The organism is Thermogemmata fonticola (assembly GCF_013694095.1).
Taxonomy (GTDB): Bacteria; Planctomycetota; Planctomycetia; order Gemmatales; family Gemmataceae; genus Thermogemmata; species Thermogemmata fonticola.
On record NZ_JACEFB010000008.1, the window covers coordinates 62019 to 79708 of the forward strand.

At 63.1% G+C, this 17690-nt stretch carries 14 protein-coding genes; 6 read left to right on the forward strand and 8 right to left on the reverse strand.

What is annotated here, in order from left to right:
- Positions 1-69: 69 nt before the first annotated feature.
- The 5 genes from H0921_RS11560 to H0921_RS11580 form a co-directional block, all read right to left on the reverse strand.
- Positions 70-1113: a hypothetical protein gene (locus H0921_RS11560; RefSeq protein WP_194538242.1), complete on the reverse strand. Its 1044-nt coding sequence runs from the start codon at positions 1111-1113 to the stop codon at positions 70-72.
- A 239-nt stretch (positions 1114-1352) separates the two neighbouring features.
- Positions 1353-1664 (reverse strand): twin-arginine translocase TatA/TatE family subunit, encoded by a 312-nt coding sequence (locus H0921_RS11565; RefSeq protein ID WP_194538243.1) that lies wholly within the window; start codon positions 1662-1664, stop codon positions 1353-1355.
- 281 nt (positions 1665-1945) lie between these two features.
- Positions 1946-3118: an endonuclease/exonuclease/phosphatase family protein gene (locus H0921_RS11570; protein WP_194538244.1), complete on the reverse strand. Its 1173-nt coding sequence runs from the start codon at positions 3116-3118 to the stop codon at positions 1946-1948.
- A 116-nt stretch (positions 3119-3234) separates the two neighbouring features.
- Positions 3235-4458: a Gfo/Idh/MocA family protein gene (locus tag H0921_RS11575; protein WP_194538245.1), complete on the reverse strand. Its 1224-nt coding sequence runs from the start codon at positions 4456-4458 to the stop codon at positions 3235-3237.
- Positions 4459-4733: 275 nt separating this feature from the next.
- Positions 4734-5930: an FAD:protein FMN transferase gene (locus tag H0921_RS11580; RefSeq protein ID WP_228499478.1), complete on the reverse strand. Its 1197-nt coding sequence runs from the start codon at positions 5928-5930 to the stop codon at positions 4734-4736.
- Between the two features lie 72 nt (positions 5931-6002).
- Here H0921_RS11580 and H0921_RS11585 point away from each other — a divergent pair, with 72 nt between their 5' ends.
- Together H0921_RS11585 and H0921_RS11590 are read left to right on the forward strand one after the other, a co-directional pair.
- Positions 6003-7097, forward strand: coding sequence for a formylglycine-generating enzyme family protein (locus H0921_RS11585; RefSeq protein ID WP_194538246.1), 1095 nt, complete (start codon positions 6003-6005; stop codon positions 7095-7097).
- A 76-nt stretch (positions 7098-7173) separates the two neighbouring features.
- Complete coding sequence (locus tag H0921_RS11590; RefSeq protein WP_194538247.1) at positions 7174-8475, forward strand: Gfo/Idh/MocA family protein; 1302 nt, start codon at positions 7174-7176, stop codon at positions 8473-8475.
- A gap of 529 nt (positions 8476-9004) precedes the next feature.
- Here the strand turns inward: H0921_RS11590 and mutS are convergent.
- Together mutS and H0921_RS11600 are read right to left on the reverse strand one after the other, a co-directional pair.
- Positions 9005-11671: a DNA mismatch repair protein MutS gene (gene mutS / locus H0921_RS11595; RefSeq protein WP_228499480.1), complete on the reverse strand. Its 2667-nt coding sequence runs from the start codon at positions 11669-11671 to the stop codon at positions 9005-9007.
- Between the two features lie 155 nt (positions 11672-11826).
- A complete protein-coding gene (locus H0921_RS11600; protein WP_194538248.1) occupies positions 11827-12108 on the reverse strand; it encodes a hypothetical protein in 282 nt (93 codons plus the stop codon).
- Positions 12109-12198: 90 nt separating this feature from the next.
- Between H0921_RS11600 and H0921_RS11605 the strand changes: the two genes are divergently transcribed.
- The 3 genes from H0921_RS11605 to H0921_RS11615 all read left to right on the forward strand — a co-directional run bounded on the left by H0921_RS11605 (position 12199) and on the right by H0921_RS11615 (position 15760).
- Positions 12199-13869, forward strand: coding sequence for a hypothetical protein (locus H0921_RS11605; protein ID WP_194538249.1), 1671 nt, complete (start codon positions 12199-12201; stop codon positions 13867-13869).
- A gap of 103 nt (positions 13870-13972) precedes the next feature.
- Positions 13973-14377, forward strand: coding sequence for a VanZ family protein (locus H0921_RS11610; protein WP_194538250.1), 405 nt, complete (start codon positions 13973-13975; stop codon positions 14375-14377).
- A gap of 84 nt (positions 14378-14461) precedes the next feature.
- A complete protein-coding gene (locus H0921_RS11615) occupies positions 14462-15760 on the forward strand; it encodes a serine/threonine-protein kinase (RefSeq protein ID WP_194538251.1) in 1299 nt (432 codons plus the stop codon).
- Between the two features lie 195 nt (positions 15761-15955).
- Here the strand turns inward: H0921_RS11615 and H0921_RS11620 are convergent, their stop codons facing one another.
- Positions 15956-16315, reverse strand: coding sequence for a 2Fe-2S iron-sulfur cluster-binding protein (locus tag H0921_RS11620; protein WP_194538252.1), 360 nt, complete (start codon positions 16313-16315; stop codon positions 15956-15958).
- Between the two features lie 352 nt (positions 16316-16667).
- Here H0921_RS11620 and H0921_RS11625 point away from each other — a divergent pair, with 352 nt between their 5' ends.
- Positions 16668-17531, forward strand: coding sequence for a branched-chain amino acid aminotransferase (locus tag H0921_RS11625; protein WP_194538253.1), 864 nt, complete (start codon positions 16668-16670; stop codon positions 17529-17531).
- Positions 17532-17690: the final 159 nt, after the last annotated feature.

Genomic DNA, 17690 nt, shown 5'->3' on the forward strand with positions numbered 1-17690 from the left:
CTCAATTTTACCAAAGCGACGGTTCAAGGGAGCGACGCCATTTTGTCATCCTCCAGTCCGTGGGGAGGATCAGCGTGGATTCAGGTCGCGGAGGTGGCGGGCGACGGCGGCTTGGACCTGTTGCGGCGATTCGTAGGGCAGATAGACGATCCGCAGGACAAACTGATACCGCTTTTTGATCTGGACATCGGGTATCAGAAACTGGAAATCCCAGGCAGGGTTTCCTTTGCCGCCGCCGGAGGGAGATTGGGAGAAGCGGACTTGATCCTCCTTGCGGAACACGAAGGCTAAGGCCATACCGTGGCTGACACCGAAGTACCACGGCTCGGCATAGCGGTAATCCGACAGGTTGAAGACCAACGTCAGCGGGAATGGCTCCTGACGGGGAAACTCGCGGCGGTCTTCCGCACTCAAGTGGGTGGCCCATTTCCCATGCGCGGGGCTGACGCTGTGGATCCATTGGGCGGGGGCTGCCGGAGGTTTCCCTCCGTTTTGTGGGAGCAAGCGGCTGGGCCAACCGAGGAAGTGAATCCCGCCGTTTTCTGGCTGGTGGATGTAACTGGCCCAAAACAGCCCCAGGTAGCCGAAGCGAAAGGCCTTTTTGTGAGGGATGACTTCGATGGTCAATTGCAAGGCACCGTCGTCGAGCAGCTCGAACCGCTGGCAGCTTTCCACACCATAGGTGGGAGTGGGGGATTGGTACAGCTCCACAATATGGGGATGGATCTGGCGGAGTTCCATCGGCCAACGGCGGGGTTCAAACAGCCGATCCCGATCCTGATGGGCCGTGCCATCGATGATATGCTCGAAGTTCAGGCCCGCATAAGTCGGCACGAAGAGATTATCCTTACGCTGGGTATGGGTCAGCTTGGCCAGGCCGCTGTAACCGGCCTGATGGCCTGGCAGTACGTCGTCATCGACGGCGCGGTGGTCGACGATCACCGCTTCGATCGGCCCCCGCCGCAGGACCACATAAGGCTTTTTGGGCACCACATAGCGAATTGTGGGGTCCGAAAGCGTCGTGGCTTTTGGCGGCTCTCCTGACTTCTCTCCAGCGCCGGCCCAGCCGGCCCAAGCGCACGAACATACCGCTATTGCGAAAGCCCTGATCATCGTCGGCTTCTCCCCGAGAGAAATGGCTGGGGGCAGCTCGTAACGGCTGAAGTTGTCGGTGGGCCAATCCACCCCCGCGCGATGCTTGAATTCCCATTGTGAGCAGGGAATGGGGAGTTTTCAAGACTCGACCGTGCCGAGGCCGATAGTCGAGGTCCTCGGTCTTCGGCGGCAGAAGACGGCGGAGCTAGAGGGGCAGTCGTAGTCCTGGAAGGTGAGCGGCATCAGACCTGCGGGGATCAAACCTGCGGGGGGACGGAGGGTGTCGGGGGTTGGGCCGGGGCATCGTCGAAGGTCGGCTTGGATGCCGTGGGGGTGACCCGCTGCGGCGGCTTGACTGGTTCCGGTTCGATCGCCCCGCGCGGTTGCGGCGTCTCACTGATCTCTTCCTCCAGGCCGCGCATGCCTCGCTTGAACTCGACGGTCGCTTTGCCGAGGGAACGGGCCACTTCCGGCAGTTTGCGGCCGAACAGCAGAATCCCCAGGATGATCAAGAGCAGGATTTCCGGTCCGCCCAGATTGAAAAAGGCCAAGAGCGTTGGTGTGGACATTGCTCCTCCTCGTGGAAGGAAAGGGTGGTGTGGTCTGCGGGAGGAGGTTGAAGGTAACCCCAACCACGTGGTGTGTCTGGCGTGCTCGCCTGAAGATAGGCACAATCGCCACGAGTACCTTACATCGCCACAGGTACTATATAGGGCCGAAGGTCTCCCAGGCAAGGGGAATAGCAGCGGCGGCAGAAAAGCGGCTACACCCAGCAGGCGAGGGCAACGCGGGCCAACCGTTACCGGCGAACCGAGGAGGCGGAGGCCAGGATAGAACCGACAGGTCGAAATCAGGGCGGCGGTTGCACGCGGAGGGTGAGGAGGACAGGAAGGTGGTCGCTGTAGCCGCGGCCGAAGGGATCATCGCCGGGGGAGCCGAAGCGCCAGGGGCGGCGCCCGCGGCTGCCGGGGCGGATCAGGCCGTCCGCTGGCACTTGCAGCGTTTCCGGCAGGCAGGACCACGCCAGAGTGTCCAGCAGTCCCGTGGAGACGACGATCTGATCGTAGATCAGGGGGCCGGAGAAGTGCCGCCCATCCGCCAGGCGGCCGGTGAAAAAATGCGTGCCGAAGGCGTCTGGAGCTTTGCCCCGGAGCAACCCCACGAGGCGGGGAGTGTCCGCATCAGTCTGGGGAGGCGGATAGGGGAGGACGCCAAGCTGCTGTTCCAGAAGGGGATCATCGGGAGTGGTATTGAAGTCGCCGCAGAGGAGGAGATCGATCCGAGGCTGCTGCTGGAACCAGTGGCGGCAGCGCTGGGCGATGGTGGAGGCGTAAGCACCGCGGCCCCGCTGGGGATCATCCCCTTTGTCGGACAGTTGCGAGGTCCAATGGGAATTGATGACCACCAGGTCGTGGCCGTTGGCGGTGGCGATGACTTCCAGGATGCGCTGGCGGCGGCCCAGAAGTTGCGCCTGGCGCAGGGGAAAGCGGGAAATCAGGCAGGGCGCGATGTGCCGGCCCGCATCCCGCAGCTCCAGCATGGCGATGTGTTCATACGGCGGGGCCTCGGGGGGGAGGCGGCGGTTGAGTTCGTCGCGGAGCAGCTCCGCTGCGCGCCGGCTTTCCACTTCATTGCCGGCGATGATGTCCGGCCCGCGACCCCCGCCGAAGCGGAGCAAGACCTCGGCGAGGCGCTGATACTTGAGCTGGCGGACGTCGGGCTGGCGGGCGAACCAGTTGTCGTATTCTTCATCGACGGGCCGGCGGGCGTCATCCTGATCATCGAAGAGGTTCTCGAAGTTCCACAGGCAGAGGAGAATGTCGCCGGTGGCCGTGCCGCCTTGGGATGCCGGGCCGGGGCCATCGGGAGAAGCGGAAGGCCGCGAACCCAGCAGGTAGGCGATGAGCAGCCCTACGAGCAGCACCAGCAGCACCACCATCTGCGCCGTCGGCGGCAGACTCTGGAAGGAGCGCATCAGATACGTCCAGGATCGTTCATAGCGGCGGTCAAAGCGTTGTTTCATCGTCAGGGCTGCCGTGTCATGCGGCGGTTCGGGACCGCTGAGGGAGGAACCGCTTCATCGCGTCCGAAGGTGGGAAGTTTCCCCGCCGGTTTGCTAGCGCAGGCCTTCTAAGTCTTTCACCGGGCCTTTTTGGGGAACATGGGCAAGGCGCGGTTGGCTTTGTGGGCCGCCGCCGCCGCTCGCACGCCCGCTTCTGCGGGGCAGGCCGGGGACTTGCTCCGGTCCCGGATGCATTCGATCCACTGGGTCAGGTGGAGCAACTCGCCGTCGGGTTTGTCGTAGAAGTCGAGTCCTTTGGGTCCGGCGCCGAGGATCACCTGTCGGGGTTCGGGCCGATTTTTGCCGCGATCGGGGATGATTTCGTAGCGTCCGCGGTCCACGTACAAGGTGCCTTCCGTGCCGCGGAATTCGCACATGGAGCCGAGGCGGTTGCTGCTGAAGGTCCCCTCGAAGTGGACCTGGAGCTGCTTGTGGGGGTAGCGCAGGAGGGTTTGCACCGTATCGGGCGTTTCCCAGACCCCCTGAGCGGAGAAGTAGTCGCCGATGCTGACCGCTTCCGCCGGTTCGCCCACATCGAGGAACCAGTCCACGGTGTCGATCCAGTGGACCATGAGGTCGGTGAAGAGGCCGCCGCCGAAGTCCCAGAACCAGCGCCATTGGCGGAACTTGTAAGGGTCGAAGGGCTGATCGGGGGCGTTGCCGAGGAACCGCTTCCAATCGACGGTGCGGGGATCGAGGGTGTCCTTGTAGCGTTGGGCACGGGGCGCGTTGCGGTTCCAAGTGCACTGGACTTTGTGGACGGTGCCAATGATCCCTTCGCGGAGCAGGCGGCGGGCTTCGATCAGGTGGGTCATGCTGCGGTGCTGGGTGCCGACTTGGACTTTGCGGCGATACTTGTTCTGAGCGGCGATGACCGCGGGGCCTTCCTCCGGCTTGTGGGTCAGCGGTTTTTCGACATAGACATCCTTGCCGGCCTCGCAGGCGGCGATAGTCAGCGGGACGTGCCAGTGGTCCGGGGTGCAGATGAGCACGGCATCGACATCTTTGCGCGCGAGCAACTCCTCATGGCGGCGGGTAGCCAGAGCCTTGGGATCGGCCAGCTTCCGGCCCGCGTCCAGGGCGGCATCCCAGACATCGCAGACGGCGGTGATCCGCACATTGGGCAATGCCGGGAACGAGCGGACGAGATGCCGGCAGCGGCCACCAACCCCGATCAGGCCGATCTGCAATTGATCATTGGCATAGAAGCCGCGCGAGGATTCCACCGCCAGCAGCCGCGCCAGCGGTTCCCCTGCCACCACCGCCGCCGCCGTCGCCGAGAGTGCTTCCCGCCGATTCATGGGACTTTCCTCCGTATCGCACGAGGAAAAGGGAAGGAGACCATTCTGAACATAAGCATACCCGACGGCCCCACTCCCAGGCTAGCCGGTGTAGGTCGGATTCTCCCCACCTCAATATCTAATTGGGCCAGATTCCCCACCCCACCGTTAGGAACAAGGCGGCGACTGGGAACAAGGCTCCGGTTGGGAACAAGGGGCTGCTTTGGGAAGAAAGCGACGACCGGGAACAAGGGGCGCGAGCAGCTCGCCATCACGAACGGCTTGCGGTCTCGGCGTCACTTCTTATCCGGTTCTGCCAGAAATTGGGCGAAGCGCGGGGAGGCAATCTCGCGGACTTCTCCCGTGGCTTCGTCGAGCAGGGCGATGTAGGCCGCCGCCCCCGGTGTCTCGGCGATCAAACGCAGGGCCTGTTCCACCGGCAGGACGCTGACGGCTTTGGTCAGGCTGTCGGCATCGATGCCGCGCGGTGCGATCACGGTGACACTGCGCCGTCCGGTGAGTCCCATGCCGGTGCGCGGGTCCAGGACGTGGGAGTAGCGCACGCCGCCGATGACCACGAATTGTTCCAGGTCCCCGCTGGTGGAAACGGCCGCCTGACTCAGATTCAGGAAGCGAGGTTTGTGCGCAGCGGCGATGGGGGCGATCTGGACGCGCCAAGCCGTTTCCGTCGGCGGCGGGTCTCCGCAGGCGATGTCCCCCCAGGCCGCCACCAGAGCACGGGATAGTCCATATTCCTCCCGCAACAGTTGTAAGGCTTGATCCGCCGCGTATCCCTTGGCAATTCCCCCCAGGTCCAGGCGCATCCCTGGCACGGTCAGTTGCACCGTCTGGCGCACCGGATCGAGCCGGACTTTGTCGTAGCCGACCTTGGCACGGGCCGCCGCCAGTTCCTGCGGCGCGGGCAACTCCTGCGTTCGACGGGCATGGCGCCACAGCAGTGACAGCGGGCCGACTGTGACATCGAAGGCCCCCTCCGACCGGCGGGACAAGCGCTCCGCCGCCGTCAGAACGGTAAACAGATCGTCGCTGACGCGCACCGGCGGCCCCACCTCCGTGGCAAAGGCCTGGCACAGCCGCATCAGCTCGCTCGTGGATTTGTAATCGCTCATGATCTCGTCCAGAGCGGCAATGCGGTTGAAGGCGGCCTGAGCGGCCCGGCGCGCCACCTCCTCCTCCGTGGCATAGAGGATGATCCGGAACGTCGTCCCCATGTGCTGGGAGTCGAAACTGAAGCGCTGCCACAGCCGCGGTACTGGCGCCACGGCGAGCGGGATCTCTGCCGTTTCTTGGTCTAGGTCCGCCGTCGGCTCACCGCCGCTTCCTACCACCGGCCCGCTTTCCTCTCCCGCCCCCGCCGGACCAACTCTGGCTTCTGCCGTCCAAACGGCTGACACTTCGATCCCCCAATTGCTACACTGAATACAGATCAGCACAGTCCACGGAACCAGAAACCCTAGAGTGGTCAACCGCATGGCGAATCCCCCTCCGCCGGCGGAACGGGTGGACAACCCCCACGGTTTAGACAACGGGAGTTCATGATGGTGATGCGTAGTATTGTAGGGATCGGAGCCGCCGCGCTGGGACTGCTCGCAGTCTTACTCAGTGCCAGCCGAGCGCGGGAAGCCCCGCCGCCCTACGACCACTCGATTTATAAGGTCAAGCTGGAACGCAAAAACTTTGTCGAACGTGTCCAGAGCTACCGGGTCATCGGCGGGCAGAAACAGCAGTTGCAAGCCGAATTCGAGATGGTCTTCGTCCCCGGCGGAGAGGTGACCATCGGCAGTCCCCCGGATGAACCCGGACGGCAGGACAATGAGGGACCGCAGTATCGGGCCAAAGTGGGCAACTTCTGGATGCAAAAATGCGAGGTGACCTGGGAACAGTGGGACGCCTTCTGGTACGACGAGGATTTCCTCAAAGCCGATGATGAACGGGCGGCCCGACTGCCTGTGGGAGAGGTCACCCGGCCCACGAACACCTTCGTCGATGAAACCTACGGACATGGCCGCGAAGGGCATCCCGTCATCTGCATGACGCATCACGCGGCGATGGTGTATTGCGAATGGCTCCGGCGCAAAACGGGCAAGCCCTACCGCCTGCCCACCGAGGCCGAGTGGGAATACGCCGCCCGCGCGGGCAAAGGCGATCTGCCCTGGTTCTTCGGCCGCGATGCCAGCCAACTGGGCGAGTACGCCTGGTATGCCGACAATTCCCCCGATCCCGACTACCCGGACAAGCCCAAAGGGTGTACCCATAAAGTCGGCACCCGCAAACCCAACCCCTTCGGCTTGCATGACCTCTACGGCAATGTCTGGGAATGGACCCTGGACCAATACGACCCCCAGGCGTATGCCCGGCGTGCTAAGCTACCCTTGAACCTCTGCCCGGTGATACCCCCGACGGACAAAAAGTGGTCCCATGTGGTCCGCGGCGGTTCCTGGGCCGATAAAGCCGAACGGTGCCGCAGTGCGGCCCGCCGGGTCTCTGAGGAAAGCTGGCAGAAACACGACCCCCAGGAACCCCGGAGCATCTGGTGGCTGACGAAAATGGACGTCATCGGCTTCCGCGTCGTCTTACCCGAACAGGAACAACCGGAATTGCTCGACCTCAAACCCCGCGTGGTTAAACGGTCGGAATGAGCGTGGCCCCGGCCCCTCCCTCAGGCGGACTGAGGAAGGGATGATCCTTCGTCCTACTCCCACAGGAGCCTTTCCCATGACAGAACCGACTCGTCGCACCTTCCTGCAAAGCAGTGCTGTCGCCGGTCTGACCTTGGCCAGCACCACGGCGGGTCTCTACGCCGCCAATGGCCAGCCCCTGCGTGTCGGCTTGATCGGCTGCGGCGGTCGAGGCACAGGGGCGGTTCGCGACATCCTCGAAGCCTCGGCCCGACTCAAGAACAACCCGGCGGTCGAAATTGTCGCCGTCGGCGACGCCTTCAAGGAGCAAACCGACCGCATCCTCCGCGACTTCGCCAATAGCAAAAACTTCGCCCCTTACCGGGCGCAGATCAAGGTAACGCCAGACACCGCCTTCCACGGCTTGGACGCCTATCAGAAAGTGATCAACGCCGGCGTGGACATCGTGCTTCTGGCCACACCGCCCGGTTTCCGACCCCAGCACCTGGCCGCCGCCCTCGCCGCGGGCAAGCACGTCTTCACCGAAAAGCCCGTAGCCGTCGATGCCGCCGGCGCCCGCCTCTGCTACTCCCTCGTCGAAAAGGCGAACACCCAGAAGCTCTCCGTGGTCGCCGGCACGCAGCGCCGCCACCAGAAAGGTTACATCGAAACCATCCGCCGTTTGCATGACGGCGCCATCGGGGACATCGTCGCCGCCCGCTGCTCCTGGAACGGCACCGGCATCTGGTTCCGCAATCGCCGTCCCGGCCAGCCCGACGCCGCCTACCAGATTTACAACTGGTACCACTTCCTCTGGACCTGTGGCGACCATATCGTCGAGCAGCATGTCCACAACCTCGACGTGATCAACTGGGTGCTCAACGATCATCCCATCCGGGCGGTAGGCATGGGCGGCCGCACGGTCCGTCCCGCTGGTGATCCCAAAGACGTCGGCAACATCTGGGATCACTTCGCCGTCGAGTACGAATACAAAAACGGCGTCCGCATGTATTCCTTCTGCCGCCACACGCCGGGCGAATCCGACGTCTCCGAAACCGTCTTCGGGAGCAAGGGCCGTTGCCGGGTTGACCAATACCAGATCAACGGCAAGCGCGTGGCTGACGACGACATCAGCCCCTACGTGCAGGAGCACATCGACCTGCTCACCAGCATCGCCACGGGCAAACCGCTCAACGAACTCCAGGCGGTCACCGATGCCACCTTCACCGCCATCCTGGGCCGCAATGCTGCCTACGCCTGTCGCAATCTCCGCTGGGAGGACGCCTTGGCCGCCGATGAGGACTACTTCCCCAAGAACCTGACGATGGACATGAGCCTGCCCGTCTCACCGGCTCCTGTCCCCGGCGGCTGGAAGCTCCCCCCCAAGGCACGAAGCTGACGGCCCCTGACAACTCCGTGAGAACCAGGGGGCTTGCCTACAGACCGGCGGCCTCAGCCATCCCCAGCCAACCTCAAAACTCCACGGCGGCTGTGACCCACCTCCACAGCCGCCTTCATGTTAATAGGGGATAAGTTTTCTGTGTGTTGCCTTATCTCTTCGGATAGGATTTCTTCACATCTACCATTTCATATCCATCACACAATCGACACACCATTCACTCTGCGGCATATCGATGCAATGAAACGATATGTTATTCACTCTGCGACATACCGGTGCAAATCGGCTTTGTCACATGCATAGAGTATCCGTCTTCCCGCGAATTGCTTCCTCTGGGGTGATTGAGCGGTGAATTGAGTCCCACGAGTTGAGACCCAAAGATACCGCCCTTCCAACTCCCACAGCGCCATAACCTCCATCTTAAACCAGCTCCTATTTCTTCCCAATAGAGTCGTGTTTCATTAGGATTTCGATTATTATGATGCAATATGCTATACACGGATTGTCATATATACGTCACAGTTGCAAATCAGGGGGACGGAGTGTCCGAAGCGAATGGTACAGGGGCGGAAGGCGGGGGGGATTCCCGCTCCGCGGACGGGTCGGCTTCTGGGAACAAGAGGGGGACGGTGGGGGCGAGAGGTTTGAGTTTGTGTTTGCGGCGCGGGGGTCCTTCCGGCGGGTCGATCGAGGCGGCGGGGCGGCGCTGAGGAGCGGGCAACTCATGGCGGGATTCCAGGGTGCGGAGCACCTCTGCGGCACGCTGGAGGACCGGTTCCGGCACTCCGGCCAAGCGGGCGACATGGATGCCGTAGCTCTTGTCGGCGTGTCCTGGGGCGATGCGATGGAGGAAGATGACGTCGCGGTCGGTTTCCCGGACCAGGACGTTGTAATTGCGCAGTCGGGGCAGAGTGTGGGCCAGTTGCGCCAGTTCGTGGTAATGCGTGGCGAAGAGAGTGCGGCAGCCGATGGCGTCGTGGAGGTGCTCCGTAATGGCCCAGGCCAGGGAGATGCCGTCGTAGGTGCTGGTGCCGCGGCCAATCTCATCGAGGATGACCAGGCTGGCCGGCGTGGCGTTGTTGAGGATGTTGGCCGCTTCGGTCATTTCGACCATGAAGGTGGAGTAGCCCCGGCTCAGTTCATCGCTGGCTCCGACGCGGGTGAAAATGCGGTCGGTCAAGCCGATGCGGGCGGAGCGGGCCGGCAAAAAGCTGCCGATATGGGCGAGCAGGGTCAGCAAAGCGACCTGGCGGATGAAGGTGCTTTTGCCGCTCATATTCGGGCCGGTGATGAGCCAGAAGGTGCCGTGCTCGGCATCACAACGGACATCGTTGGGCACAAACGTTCCAGGGGGAAGGGTTTGTTCCAGGACGGGGTGCCGCCCGTCGCGGATATCCAAGATGGGTTCGGCGACGATGGCCGGCCGGACGTAATTGCGCTCGACCGCCAGTTCCGCCAGGGCCGCGAGGAAGTCCAACAGGGCCAGAGTTTCCGCGGTCTGTTGCAGGCGGGGAATGTACTGGGCCGCCTCTTCCCGCAAGGCGGAGAATAGTTGGGCTTCCAGAGCGCGGGCCTTCTCTTCCGCCGTCAGCACCTTTTCCTCGTATTCCTTGAGGGCCGGGGTGATGTAGCGCTCGGCATTTTTCAGGGTGCCCTTGCGGATGTAGTCCGGCGGGACGCGGGAAGCGTTGGCGTGCGTGATCTCGATGTAGTAACCGAAGACCTGATTGTACCCCACCTTGAGGCTGCTAATGCCGGTGCGGGCGATCTCCTGGGCCTGGTAGCGGGCGATCCAGTTTTTGCCTTCGCGGCTGAGCTGGCGTAGTTCGTCGAGTTCCGGGGAAAATCCGGGGCGGATCAGGCCGCCTTCCTTGGCGGAGAGGGGCGGTTCCTCCACCAGGGCGCTTTCGAGCCGCTGGCGCAGATCGGCGCACAGATCGAGCTGACGGCGGCAGCGCTGGAGCAGGTCCGAGCGGCGGTTTTCCAGCAAGGGTTGGATGTCGGGGAGCAGGCGGAGGGTGCGGGCGATGGCGGCCAAATCACGGGGTGTGGCGCGCAGGGTGGCGATGCGGCTGGTAAGACGTTGCAGGTCGGCACAGCGGGCGAGGGCTTCGCGGAGCTGCCGTCGGCCGGGAGAATCCTGCACCCATTCCTCGACGGCATCGAGGCGGTCTTCGATCGCCGGGGCGTCGGTCAGAGGGGCGAGAAGCTGATCGTGGAGATAGCGTGCCCCCATCGGAGTGAGGGTCCGGTCGATGGCGGCCAGGAGCGAGCCGTGGCGCTGATTGTCCCGCAAGGTACGGGTCAGTTCCAAGCTGCGGCGGGTGACTTCATCGAGGAGCAGACGTTCTTCGGGACGGTACGGCTGAAGCCGGCCCAACTGGCGGAGGTTGGCTTTGAGCGTGTCGCGCAGGTATAGGAGCAAAGCGCCGGCGGCGCGCAAGCAGGGCTGGTCGTCGGCAAAGCCAAAGCCGGCACAGGTCGCCACGCGGAAATGCTCCTTGAGCGCGGCCAAGGCAGTGGTCGGGGCGAACTGCCAATCCGGGCGGGCGGTGCGGCTCAGGGGTAGGACCGGAGCCGGCAGGGACAGCACGGCCTCAGCCAGCGATTCGGGAAAGAGAATTTCCGCCGCAGCGATCCGGCCCAATTCGTCGGCCAGGCGACAAGGGGGCAGGTCCAACGCCGCGAAGGTACCCGTGGTCAGTTCGACCCAAGCCAGGCCGTAGAGCGGCGCCTGGGGCGTCCCGCCGCCAACCACCGCGGCCAGATGATTCGGCGTGCGCGGATCGAGCAAGCCTTCGTCGGTGATGGTGCCGGGAGTAACCACCTGGGTCACCGCGCGGGGAATCAGCTTTTTCTTCGGGTCGGCCTCCTCCATCTGCTCGCACACCGCTACCCGGTAGCCCGCCTTGAGCAGTTGCCCCAGGTAGCGCTCCAGATGGTTGACAGGCACCCCGGCCATGGGAATCTCTTTATCGCGGCGGGTCAGGGTCAGACCCAGAACCTTGTGCCCCAGATAGGCGTCATCCTCGAACAATTCGTAAAAATCGCCATTGCGGAAAAACAGCACCGCGTCGGGATGGCGTGCCTTGGCCTCGTGATACTGCTGCATCATGGGCGTCAAGGGACGCGCCGGGGCAGACCGGCCCGCACCTTCCCCGCCAGCAGAACAGCTCTTGACCGTGGATGGTTCCATAGTTCAGCCAGTCGAATCCGCCCTCACTCTCCGTACAATCGGCCCCCTTATTTCCTGTTCCTACGTGGCTTCCATCGGCCATCGGCACATCTTGGCTATGCCTATTATCCCCATTCTCCACCCCCTTGGGAAAGGGACGTTGCGTATCCCAGCGATTATTCCGGCAGACGGCGTGCCCCTCCAGCGCAGAGGATTCGCAGCCGCTGTTCATCCCTTACACCACGGCTCGCTTCGGGAGACTCAATTCCGAAGCATTCGCCCCCGATTGTCGTGCGCTTGCCCAAACGATTACTCTCCCCTCCGATCAGGTTCAGCGCTTCGGCAGTTCGGCGGCGGGCGGGAATTTGCTTGGCGAAGCGCTTCAACTTGCGGTAAAATGGAGCCAATGTGGCGGCGGCTCGATTGAGGGTTTCTGCATAGCCGAGTGCCAAGGCCATGACACAGAGCCGCACTTCGACGGAGCAGAAGATCGACTCCGCAGCGCAGCCATCGGCATTTCTTGTATCTGACAGACAGGAGTTTGGTCCATGTCCCGCATGATCTGGAAGTGCACCACGCTCGGCCAACGGCCATTTTTGGTGCTGAGTCTGCTTTTTGTGGGCGTTTTGGGGCTGTTCGCCAGTTTGGGAAGCGCGGGGAGCCAAGCGGTTCCTTCCGCGGAAGTCGCTCCGCCGCCGCGACCGGACCCCGTGGCCGAATGGATCGATCAGGAAGGCTCATTCGATTATGCCGCCGCGGTCAATGCTCTGTTGGGCCGGTCCGTGACGCCACAAACCAACGCCATCGTGCTCATCTGGCAAGCGCTGGGGCCGACTCCGGAAGGAGGAAGCTCCCTACCCGCGGAATACTTCGAGTATCTGGGCTGCCCCCGTCCCGCAGGAAGCAAGGAGGATTTCATCAAGTTGTACCGCTACGCCGGGGAAGTCCTCCGCCTGCCGGAAAGAGCAACGGAGCAACTTTACGACCAACTCTTTTTGCTGGCGGCGATCCCCTGGAAGGACAAGGAAGCGCCGGAACTGGCTGACTGGCTCCGGAGGAACGAGAAGGCCCTGGAACACCTCCGCCACGCCGCCGAACGACCGCATTACTTCAACCCCGCTTACAAATTGTGCGACGATGGCACGACCATCTCCTTGCGGGATAATCTGCTTCCCCATATCCAGGCGTTGCGGGAGGCGGCCCTGGCTTTCTCCTTGCGGGCGATGAACAAGCTCGGCAACGGCGATACAGCCGGGGCGTGGCAGGACATTCTGACCGCCTACCGGCTCAGCCGGCATCTCGCCCAGGGCATGTGGATCATCGAAGGGTTGGTAGGCGTAGCATTGGAAACCGGCATTCTCTTCAAGACCACCAAGGCGTTTCTGGAGCATGCCGCCCTGCCCCCCCGGCAACTCGCGGAATGCCTGCGGCAACTCCGAGCACTCCCGGAGCCGGACTGGATCACCCATCGCGGCGTGATCGTCGAAATGGCCGCAGTGCTCGATCATCTCCAACACAAAGCCCCCAAAAACTACGCCGAAGCGATCAAGGGGATGCAGGCATCGTTCAATCGGCCCTTTCCGCCTCTGCCCCGGCAACTCGAAGAGGTCCCGATTACGGTGGAGGGATGGGTGACCCTTCAACGGGAGCTCATCACGCGCTATCTGCGTTGGGGGGATTACCTGCGGCAGCACGGGAACAAGCCTTACGATCCCACGGCCCTGGAAGCGTTGAGGCCAGACCCCAAGGTCCTGGAAGAGCTAGGGCGCGAGATCGAGCGGGAAATCGCAGCCTGGAAGAAGGAGGAAGGCCAAGATGCAGCCCGCGCCTGGCGATTGCAGGAAATGACAGGACGCTACGCGGGAATGACCCTTTTCTTCATGTCCAGCGATTTTCTGCCCAAATTCCATAAGACCCATTTGCGGCGCAAGCAATGCGGGGAGTTGCTGCAAGCGGCAATCGCGTTGGAGCTGTATCGCTGCGAGCAGGGGCGCTATCCCCGGCAATTGCAGGAACTAGCAGGGAAGTACCTGCCGGAGGTGCCGCTGGACCGCTTCCGCAATCAGCCGCTGGTGTACCAGGTCAGTCCCGAAATGGTCCTGGTTTATAGCGTGGGACCGAATGGCCGGGATGATGCCGCCCGTAGCTACCTCGATGACCCCAACGAGCGGGAGGCGGACGATCTGGTGGTCCGCTGGCGTCCCCGCCTGAAACCCTGAGCCGCAAAGCAGGGCGTGCCAAAAGCCGCAAAGCAGGGCGTGCCAGAAGCCTCCGATACCTCCAGGCTCGTCTTGCCGCTGAACTCGGCCCTGCGGTATCTTCATGCCGATGAGACTACGGCCTTGGCTCTGCGCTGGGTTTGTTGCACTGCTCATTGTTTGGACGTGGAAGCTGGTGGAACCGAATCCCGTCCCGGCGGCGCTGGAACAGGAACTGCCTGCGGACTGGCGATTCTGGCTTTCCAAGGCCGTGCACTTTGGCATGTATTTCATCCTCTTCCTACTCGGAACGGGGGGACTGAGGTCCCGCTGGCGCTGGGGCGTCGCTGGCTTGCTGCTGCTCCACGCCGGCCTGACCGAGCTGATCCAGACGTGGGTCCCCAACCGCCACGGTTCGCTCCGGGATGTGCTCATCGACGGCGGCGGCGTGGCCGCCGGCCTATTCCTGAGTGAATGGTGCCGCCGAACACGCCAGGGATGTCGCGGGACCGCTCTCAGTGAGACCTGACTATCTGACTTCTCAACTTCTAACTTCTCCGCTCCGACCAAAAGTGCTTTCCTTGGGTCAAGCGACGGATTATACTGGTGCATTATGCAGTCTTCGGACAGCCGCAAGCCATCGCCATCCTCGCCGGAGCCGCCGGCTCATCCCGGAGCGGAGAAGGAAGAGAACCGTTCCCAGAGTGCCGAGCAGACGATGCTGGGAAAGGGAAGCGGCGCTGAGGCGGAAGCGCCCGAGGCCTCGCGGATCAGCCAGCAGGAGACGCTGCCGTTGCCGCAGGATCGCGAGGGAACGGTCAGCACGGTGGGGGTGGCGGCGAGGCCGGCGGGGGACTCCGCCGAACGGGGTTCCGGCGTGCGGTCTTCTTCGAGCCGTCCGTTGCCTTCGATTCCCGGCTATGAGCTGCTCGGCGAGTTGGGGCGCGGCGGCATGGCGATTGTGTACAAGGCCCGGCAGACGAAGCTGGACCGCCTGGTGGCTTTGAAGGTGCTGCGGGAGGGAGTCTACGCGAGCGAGTTGGACCTGGCACGGTTTCGCCACGAGGCCCTGGCCATCGCGCGCATTCAGCATCCGAATGTCATCCAGGTGTACGACATCGGGGAGCATGAGGGACTGACCTATTTGGCGATGGAGTATGCGGGGGAAGGGACGTTGCAGCAATGGCTGGCAGGCCAGCGCCTGTCCGTGGTGGGAGCCATCCGGCTGGTGTACACCCTGGCCCGCGCCGTGGGAGCGGCCCACCAAGTCGGCATCACCCACCGCGACCTCAAGCCGGGGAATATCCTCATCGTCAATGGCGTGCCCAAAATTGCCGACTTCGGGCTGGCGAAGCAGTTGGAGCATTCGTTGCAGACAGCTAGCGGAGCCATCCTGGGCACCCCGCAATACATGGCGCCGGAGCAAGCGGCAGGGGACAATCGCCGGGTCGGTCCCCCCAGTGATGTCTATGCGCTCGGCGTGATCCTGTTTGAATTGCTCACGGGGCGCGTGCCGCTTCAGGGGGATACCCTCCTGGATACATTGGACCGGGTCCGTTTCATGCCCCCACCGCCGTTGCGTGAGTTGCGCGGCGATATCCCAGGGGAAGTGGAAAGCGTGGTGCAGCGCTGCCTGCGGAAATCGCCGGAGGAACGCTATCCCAACGCGACGATGCTCGCCGAGGAATTGCTGCGTATCTTTCCTGCGCTTCAAAGCGGCGGGCCCACAGCTTCTCGATCGAGCAGCCCGATTCCCTCCGCTTTCTGGTCCATTCTGGGCACCATCGCCGCTCTGATTCTGGCGGCGATTCTGGTCAGGCAAAGCGGCCTGCTTCCCTGGAACCGGCCAGCCCCCGCCCCTCCGACTCTCCCGGCGGGCAGCAGCCAGCCTTCCCCCTTGCCCACACCCTAGGAAGGGCTGCACCTTTTGCTGCTGGCATCCTGGCCGCGACACCTGTCCCTGGAGAATCGCTCACAAGTCGCTCACACCAAAGCCCAGGCGGGGCGGCAGGCCCCACCCTAGACCGGCGTTCGTTCTCCAGCCAACAACGTAGTCGCAAATGCAAGGCAGAACCATGCTCCCTGTCCGTTTTGGGACTTTTCCGTCCTAGGACTTACTCACCCAGACGGGCGGCGGAGTGATGGCATCGGCGGGGCGAGGGCCGGGATGCGTCCGTCCGCTTCCCGCGAGACGGCTGATGCAGCGGACGGTCATGTCGTGATCACAGAGGATTTGACAACTCAGGCGGACGCCTTGCAAGCCGCGCTCGGCGAGCACCTTCTTTTCCGCCTCGGTCATCTGTTCCGGTTCCCCGGCGACGAACTCCACGCGGCAGGTGGTACAGCGCGCATTCCCCCCGCAGGCATGCAACTGGTCCACTCCCGCCTCATCGATCAGAGCCAAGACCAGACGTTTTCCCGCAGGAACATCAAACGTGCCGACTCCTTCCACCGTCAAACGCGGCATAGGATTCCTCCTTCCTTCGACCGATAGTTGGCGGAGCGCTGCTTCCTCCTCCTAAGGTTGTCCGCCGAATGAGCAAGGGCGTCCGCCGAATGAGAATGCCCGCCGATGAGCGTCAGGCTATCACGTGCGCCGCCTGGCTTATGGTCCAGTCAGCCTCGCTTGGCATCTGAGATCATTGTAGGCCGCGTCCGCTCTGGATGGGACAGACACAGTCCTGGCACTATCCGGTCTGGGGCAGCGCCGCAGTCCGGCAGCCTTGCTTCCATTGTGCTAGCGGGGATCAATGGTAGTTTGACCCGCCGGATGCTACACTGTAGCCAAAGGGCCTTTGGGTTGGAATTGGGAGGGAAGTATGGCAGCGCTCATGCCGATGGACGACCGGGATGGGGTGATCTGGTTCAACGGGCAGTTAGTGCCCTGGCGGGAAGCCAAGGTGCACGTACTGGTGCACAGTTTGCATTATGGGAACGCGGTGTTCGAGGGGGCGCGCATTTACAACGGCAAGGTGTTCAAGCTGACGGAGCATTCGCAGCGTTTGCATCGGTCCGCCCGAATGTTGGCCTATGAGGTGCCGTATTCGGTCGAGGAGCTGGACGCGGCCACGCGGCGGGTGGTGGCGGAAAACCGGCTGCAAGCGGGGTATGTGCGTCCCCTGGCCTGGCGCGGGGCGGAAACGATCGGCGTATCCGCCGTGGGGACCAAGGTGCATACCATGATCGCCGCCTTCCCGTGGGGTGCGTATTACGAGCAGAAGGCAATCCGCCTGATGACCGCCCGCTGGAAGCGTCCCAGTCCGGAGTCAGCCCCGGCAGGCAGCAAAGCGGCGGGATTGTACATCATCTGCACCCTGGCCAAGGACGAGGCCCTCGCCGCCGGTTTCCAGGACGCCCTCATGCTCGACTACAAAGGCCGGCTTTCGGAAGCGACGGGCGCCAACCTCTTCCTAGTCATCAACGGAGAATTGCACACTCCCACGCCGGAAACCATCCTCAACGGCATCACGCGTCAGACCGTGATGGACCTGGCCCGGCGGCGTGGCCTCAAGGTCGTCGAACGGGAAATGTGGCCTGAAGAGCTAGCCCGCGCGAGCGAAGTGTTCCTCACCGGTACCGCGGTTGAAGTCCAACCGGTCGCCGCTGTCGATCAGCACGAGTATCCCATCGGGCCGATCACCCAGATGCTTCAGGAGGATTACGCGGCTCTGGTCCGCGCTTGATCCCTGTGGATCACTCCCCCGCGGTCCCGCCGAACCAACCTCAGCGGCGGCTAGCAGCGGAGAAATGACTCGCTCCGGCGGCTTCGCTTCCGCTCCCGCTTCCTGGGAGGAGGAAGCCGGGAGGCCATAGAACCAGAACGTTGCGGGAACGCAAGTGCC

Bases quoted from the DNA above. Each gene is read 5' to 3' on its own strand.
- mutS (WP_228499480.1), bottom strand. From the start codon at position 11,671: ATGGAACCATCCACGGTCAAGAGCTGTTCTGCTGGCGGGGAAGGTGCG.
- H0921_RS11575 (WP_194538245.1), bottom strand. From the start codon at position 4,458: ATGAATCGGCGGGAAGCACTCTCGGCGACGGCGGCGGCGGTGGTGGCA.
- H0921_RS11615 (WP_194538251.1), top strand. From the start codon at position 14,462: ATGCAGTCTTCGGACAGCCGCAAGCCATCGCCATCCTCGCCGGAGCCG.
- H0921_RS11580 (WP_228499478.1), bottom strand. From the start codon at position 5,930: ATGCGGTTGACCACTCTAGGGTTTCTGGTTCCGTGGACTGTGCTGATC.
- H0921_RS11620 (WP_194538252.1), bottom strand. From the start codon at position 16,315: ATGCCGCGTTTGACGGTGGAAGGAGTCGGCACGTTTGATGTTCCTGCG.
- H0921_RS11590 (WP_194538247.1), top strand. From the start codon at position 7,174: ATGACAGAACCGACTCGTCGCACCTTCCTGCAAAGCAGTGCTGTCGCC.
- H0921_RS11570 (WP_194538244.1), bottom strand. From the start codon at position 3,118: ATGAAACAACGCTTTGACCGCCGCTATGAACGATCCTGGACGTATCTG.
- H0921_RS11560 (WP_194538242.1), bottom strand. From the start codon at position 1,113: ATGATCAGGGCTTTCGCAATAGCGGTATGTTCGTGCGCTTGGGCCGGC.
- H0921_RS11605 (WP_194538249.1), top strand. From the start codon at position 12,199: ATGTCCCGCATGATCTGGAAGTGCACCACGCTCGGCCAACGGCCATTT.
- H0921_RS11585 (WP_194538246.1), top strand. From the start codon at position 6,003: ATGCGTAGTATTGTAGGGATCGGAGCCGCCGCGCTGGGACTGCTCGCA.
- H0921_RS11625 (WP_194538253.1), top strand. From the start codon at position 16,668: ATGGCAGCGCTCATGCCGATGGACGACCGGGATGGGGTGATCTGGTTC.
- H0921_RS11610 (WP_194538250.1), top strand. From the start codon at position 13,973: ATGCCGATGAGACTACGGCCTTGGCTCTGCGCTGGGTTTGTTGCACTG.
- H0921_RS11565 (WP_194538243.1), bottom strand. From the start codon at position 1,664: ATGTCCACACCAACGCTCTTGGCCTTTTTCAATCTGGGCGGACCGGAA.
- H0921_RS11600 (WP_194538248.1), bottom strand. From the start codon at position 12,108: ATGGCCTTGGCACTCGGCTATGCAGAAACCCTCAATCGAGCCGCCGCC.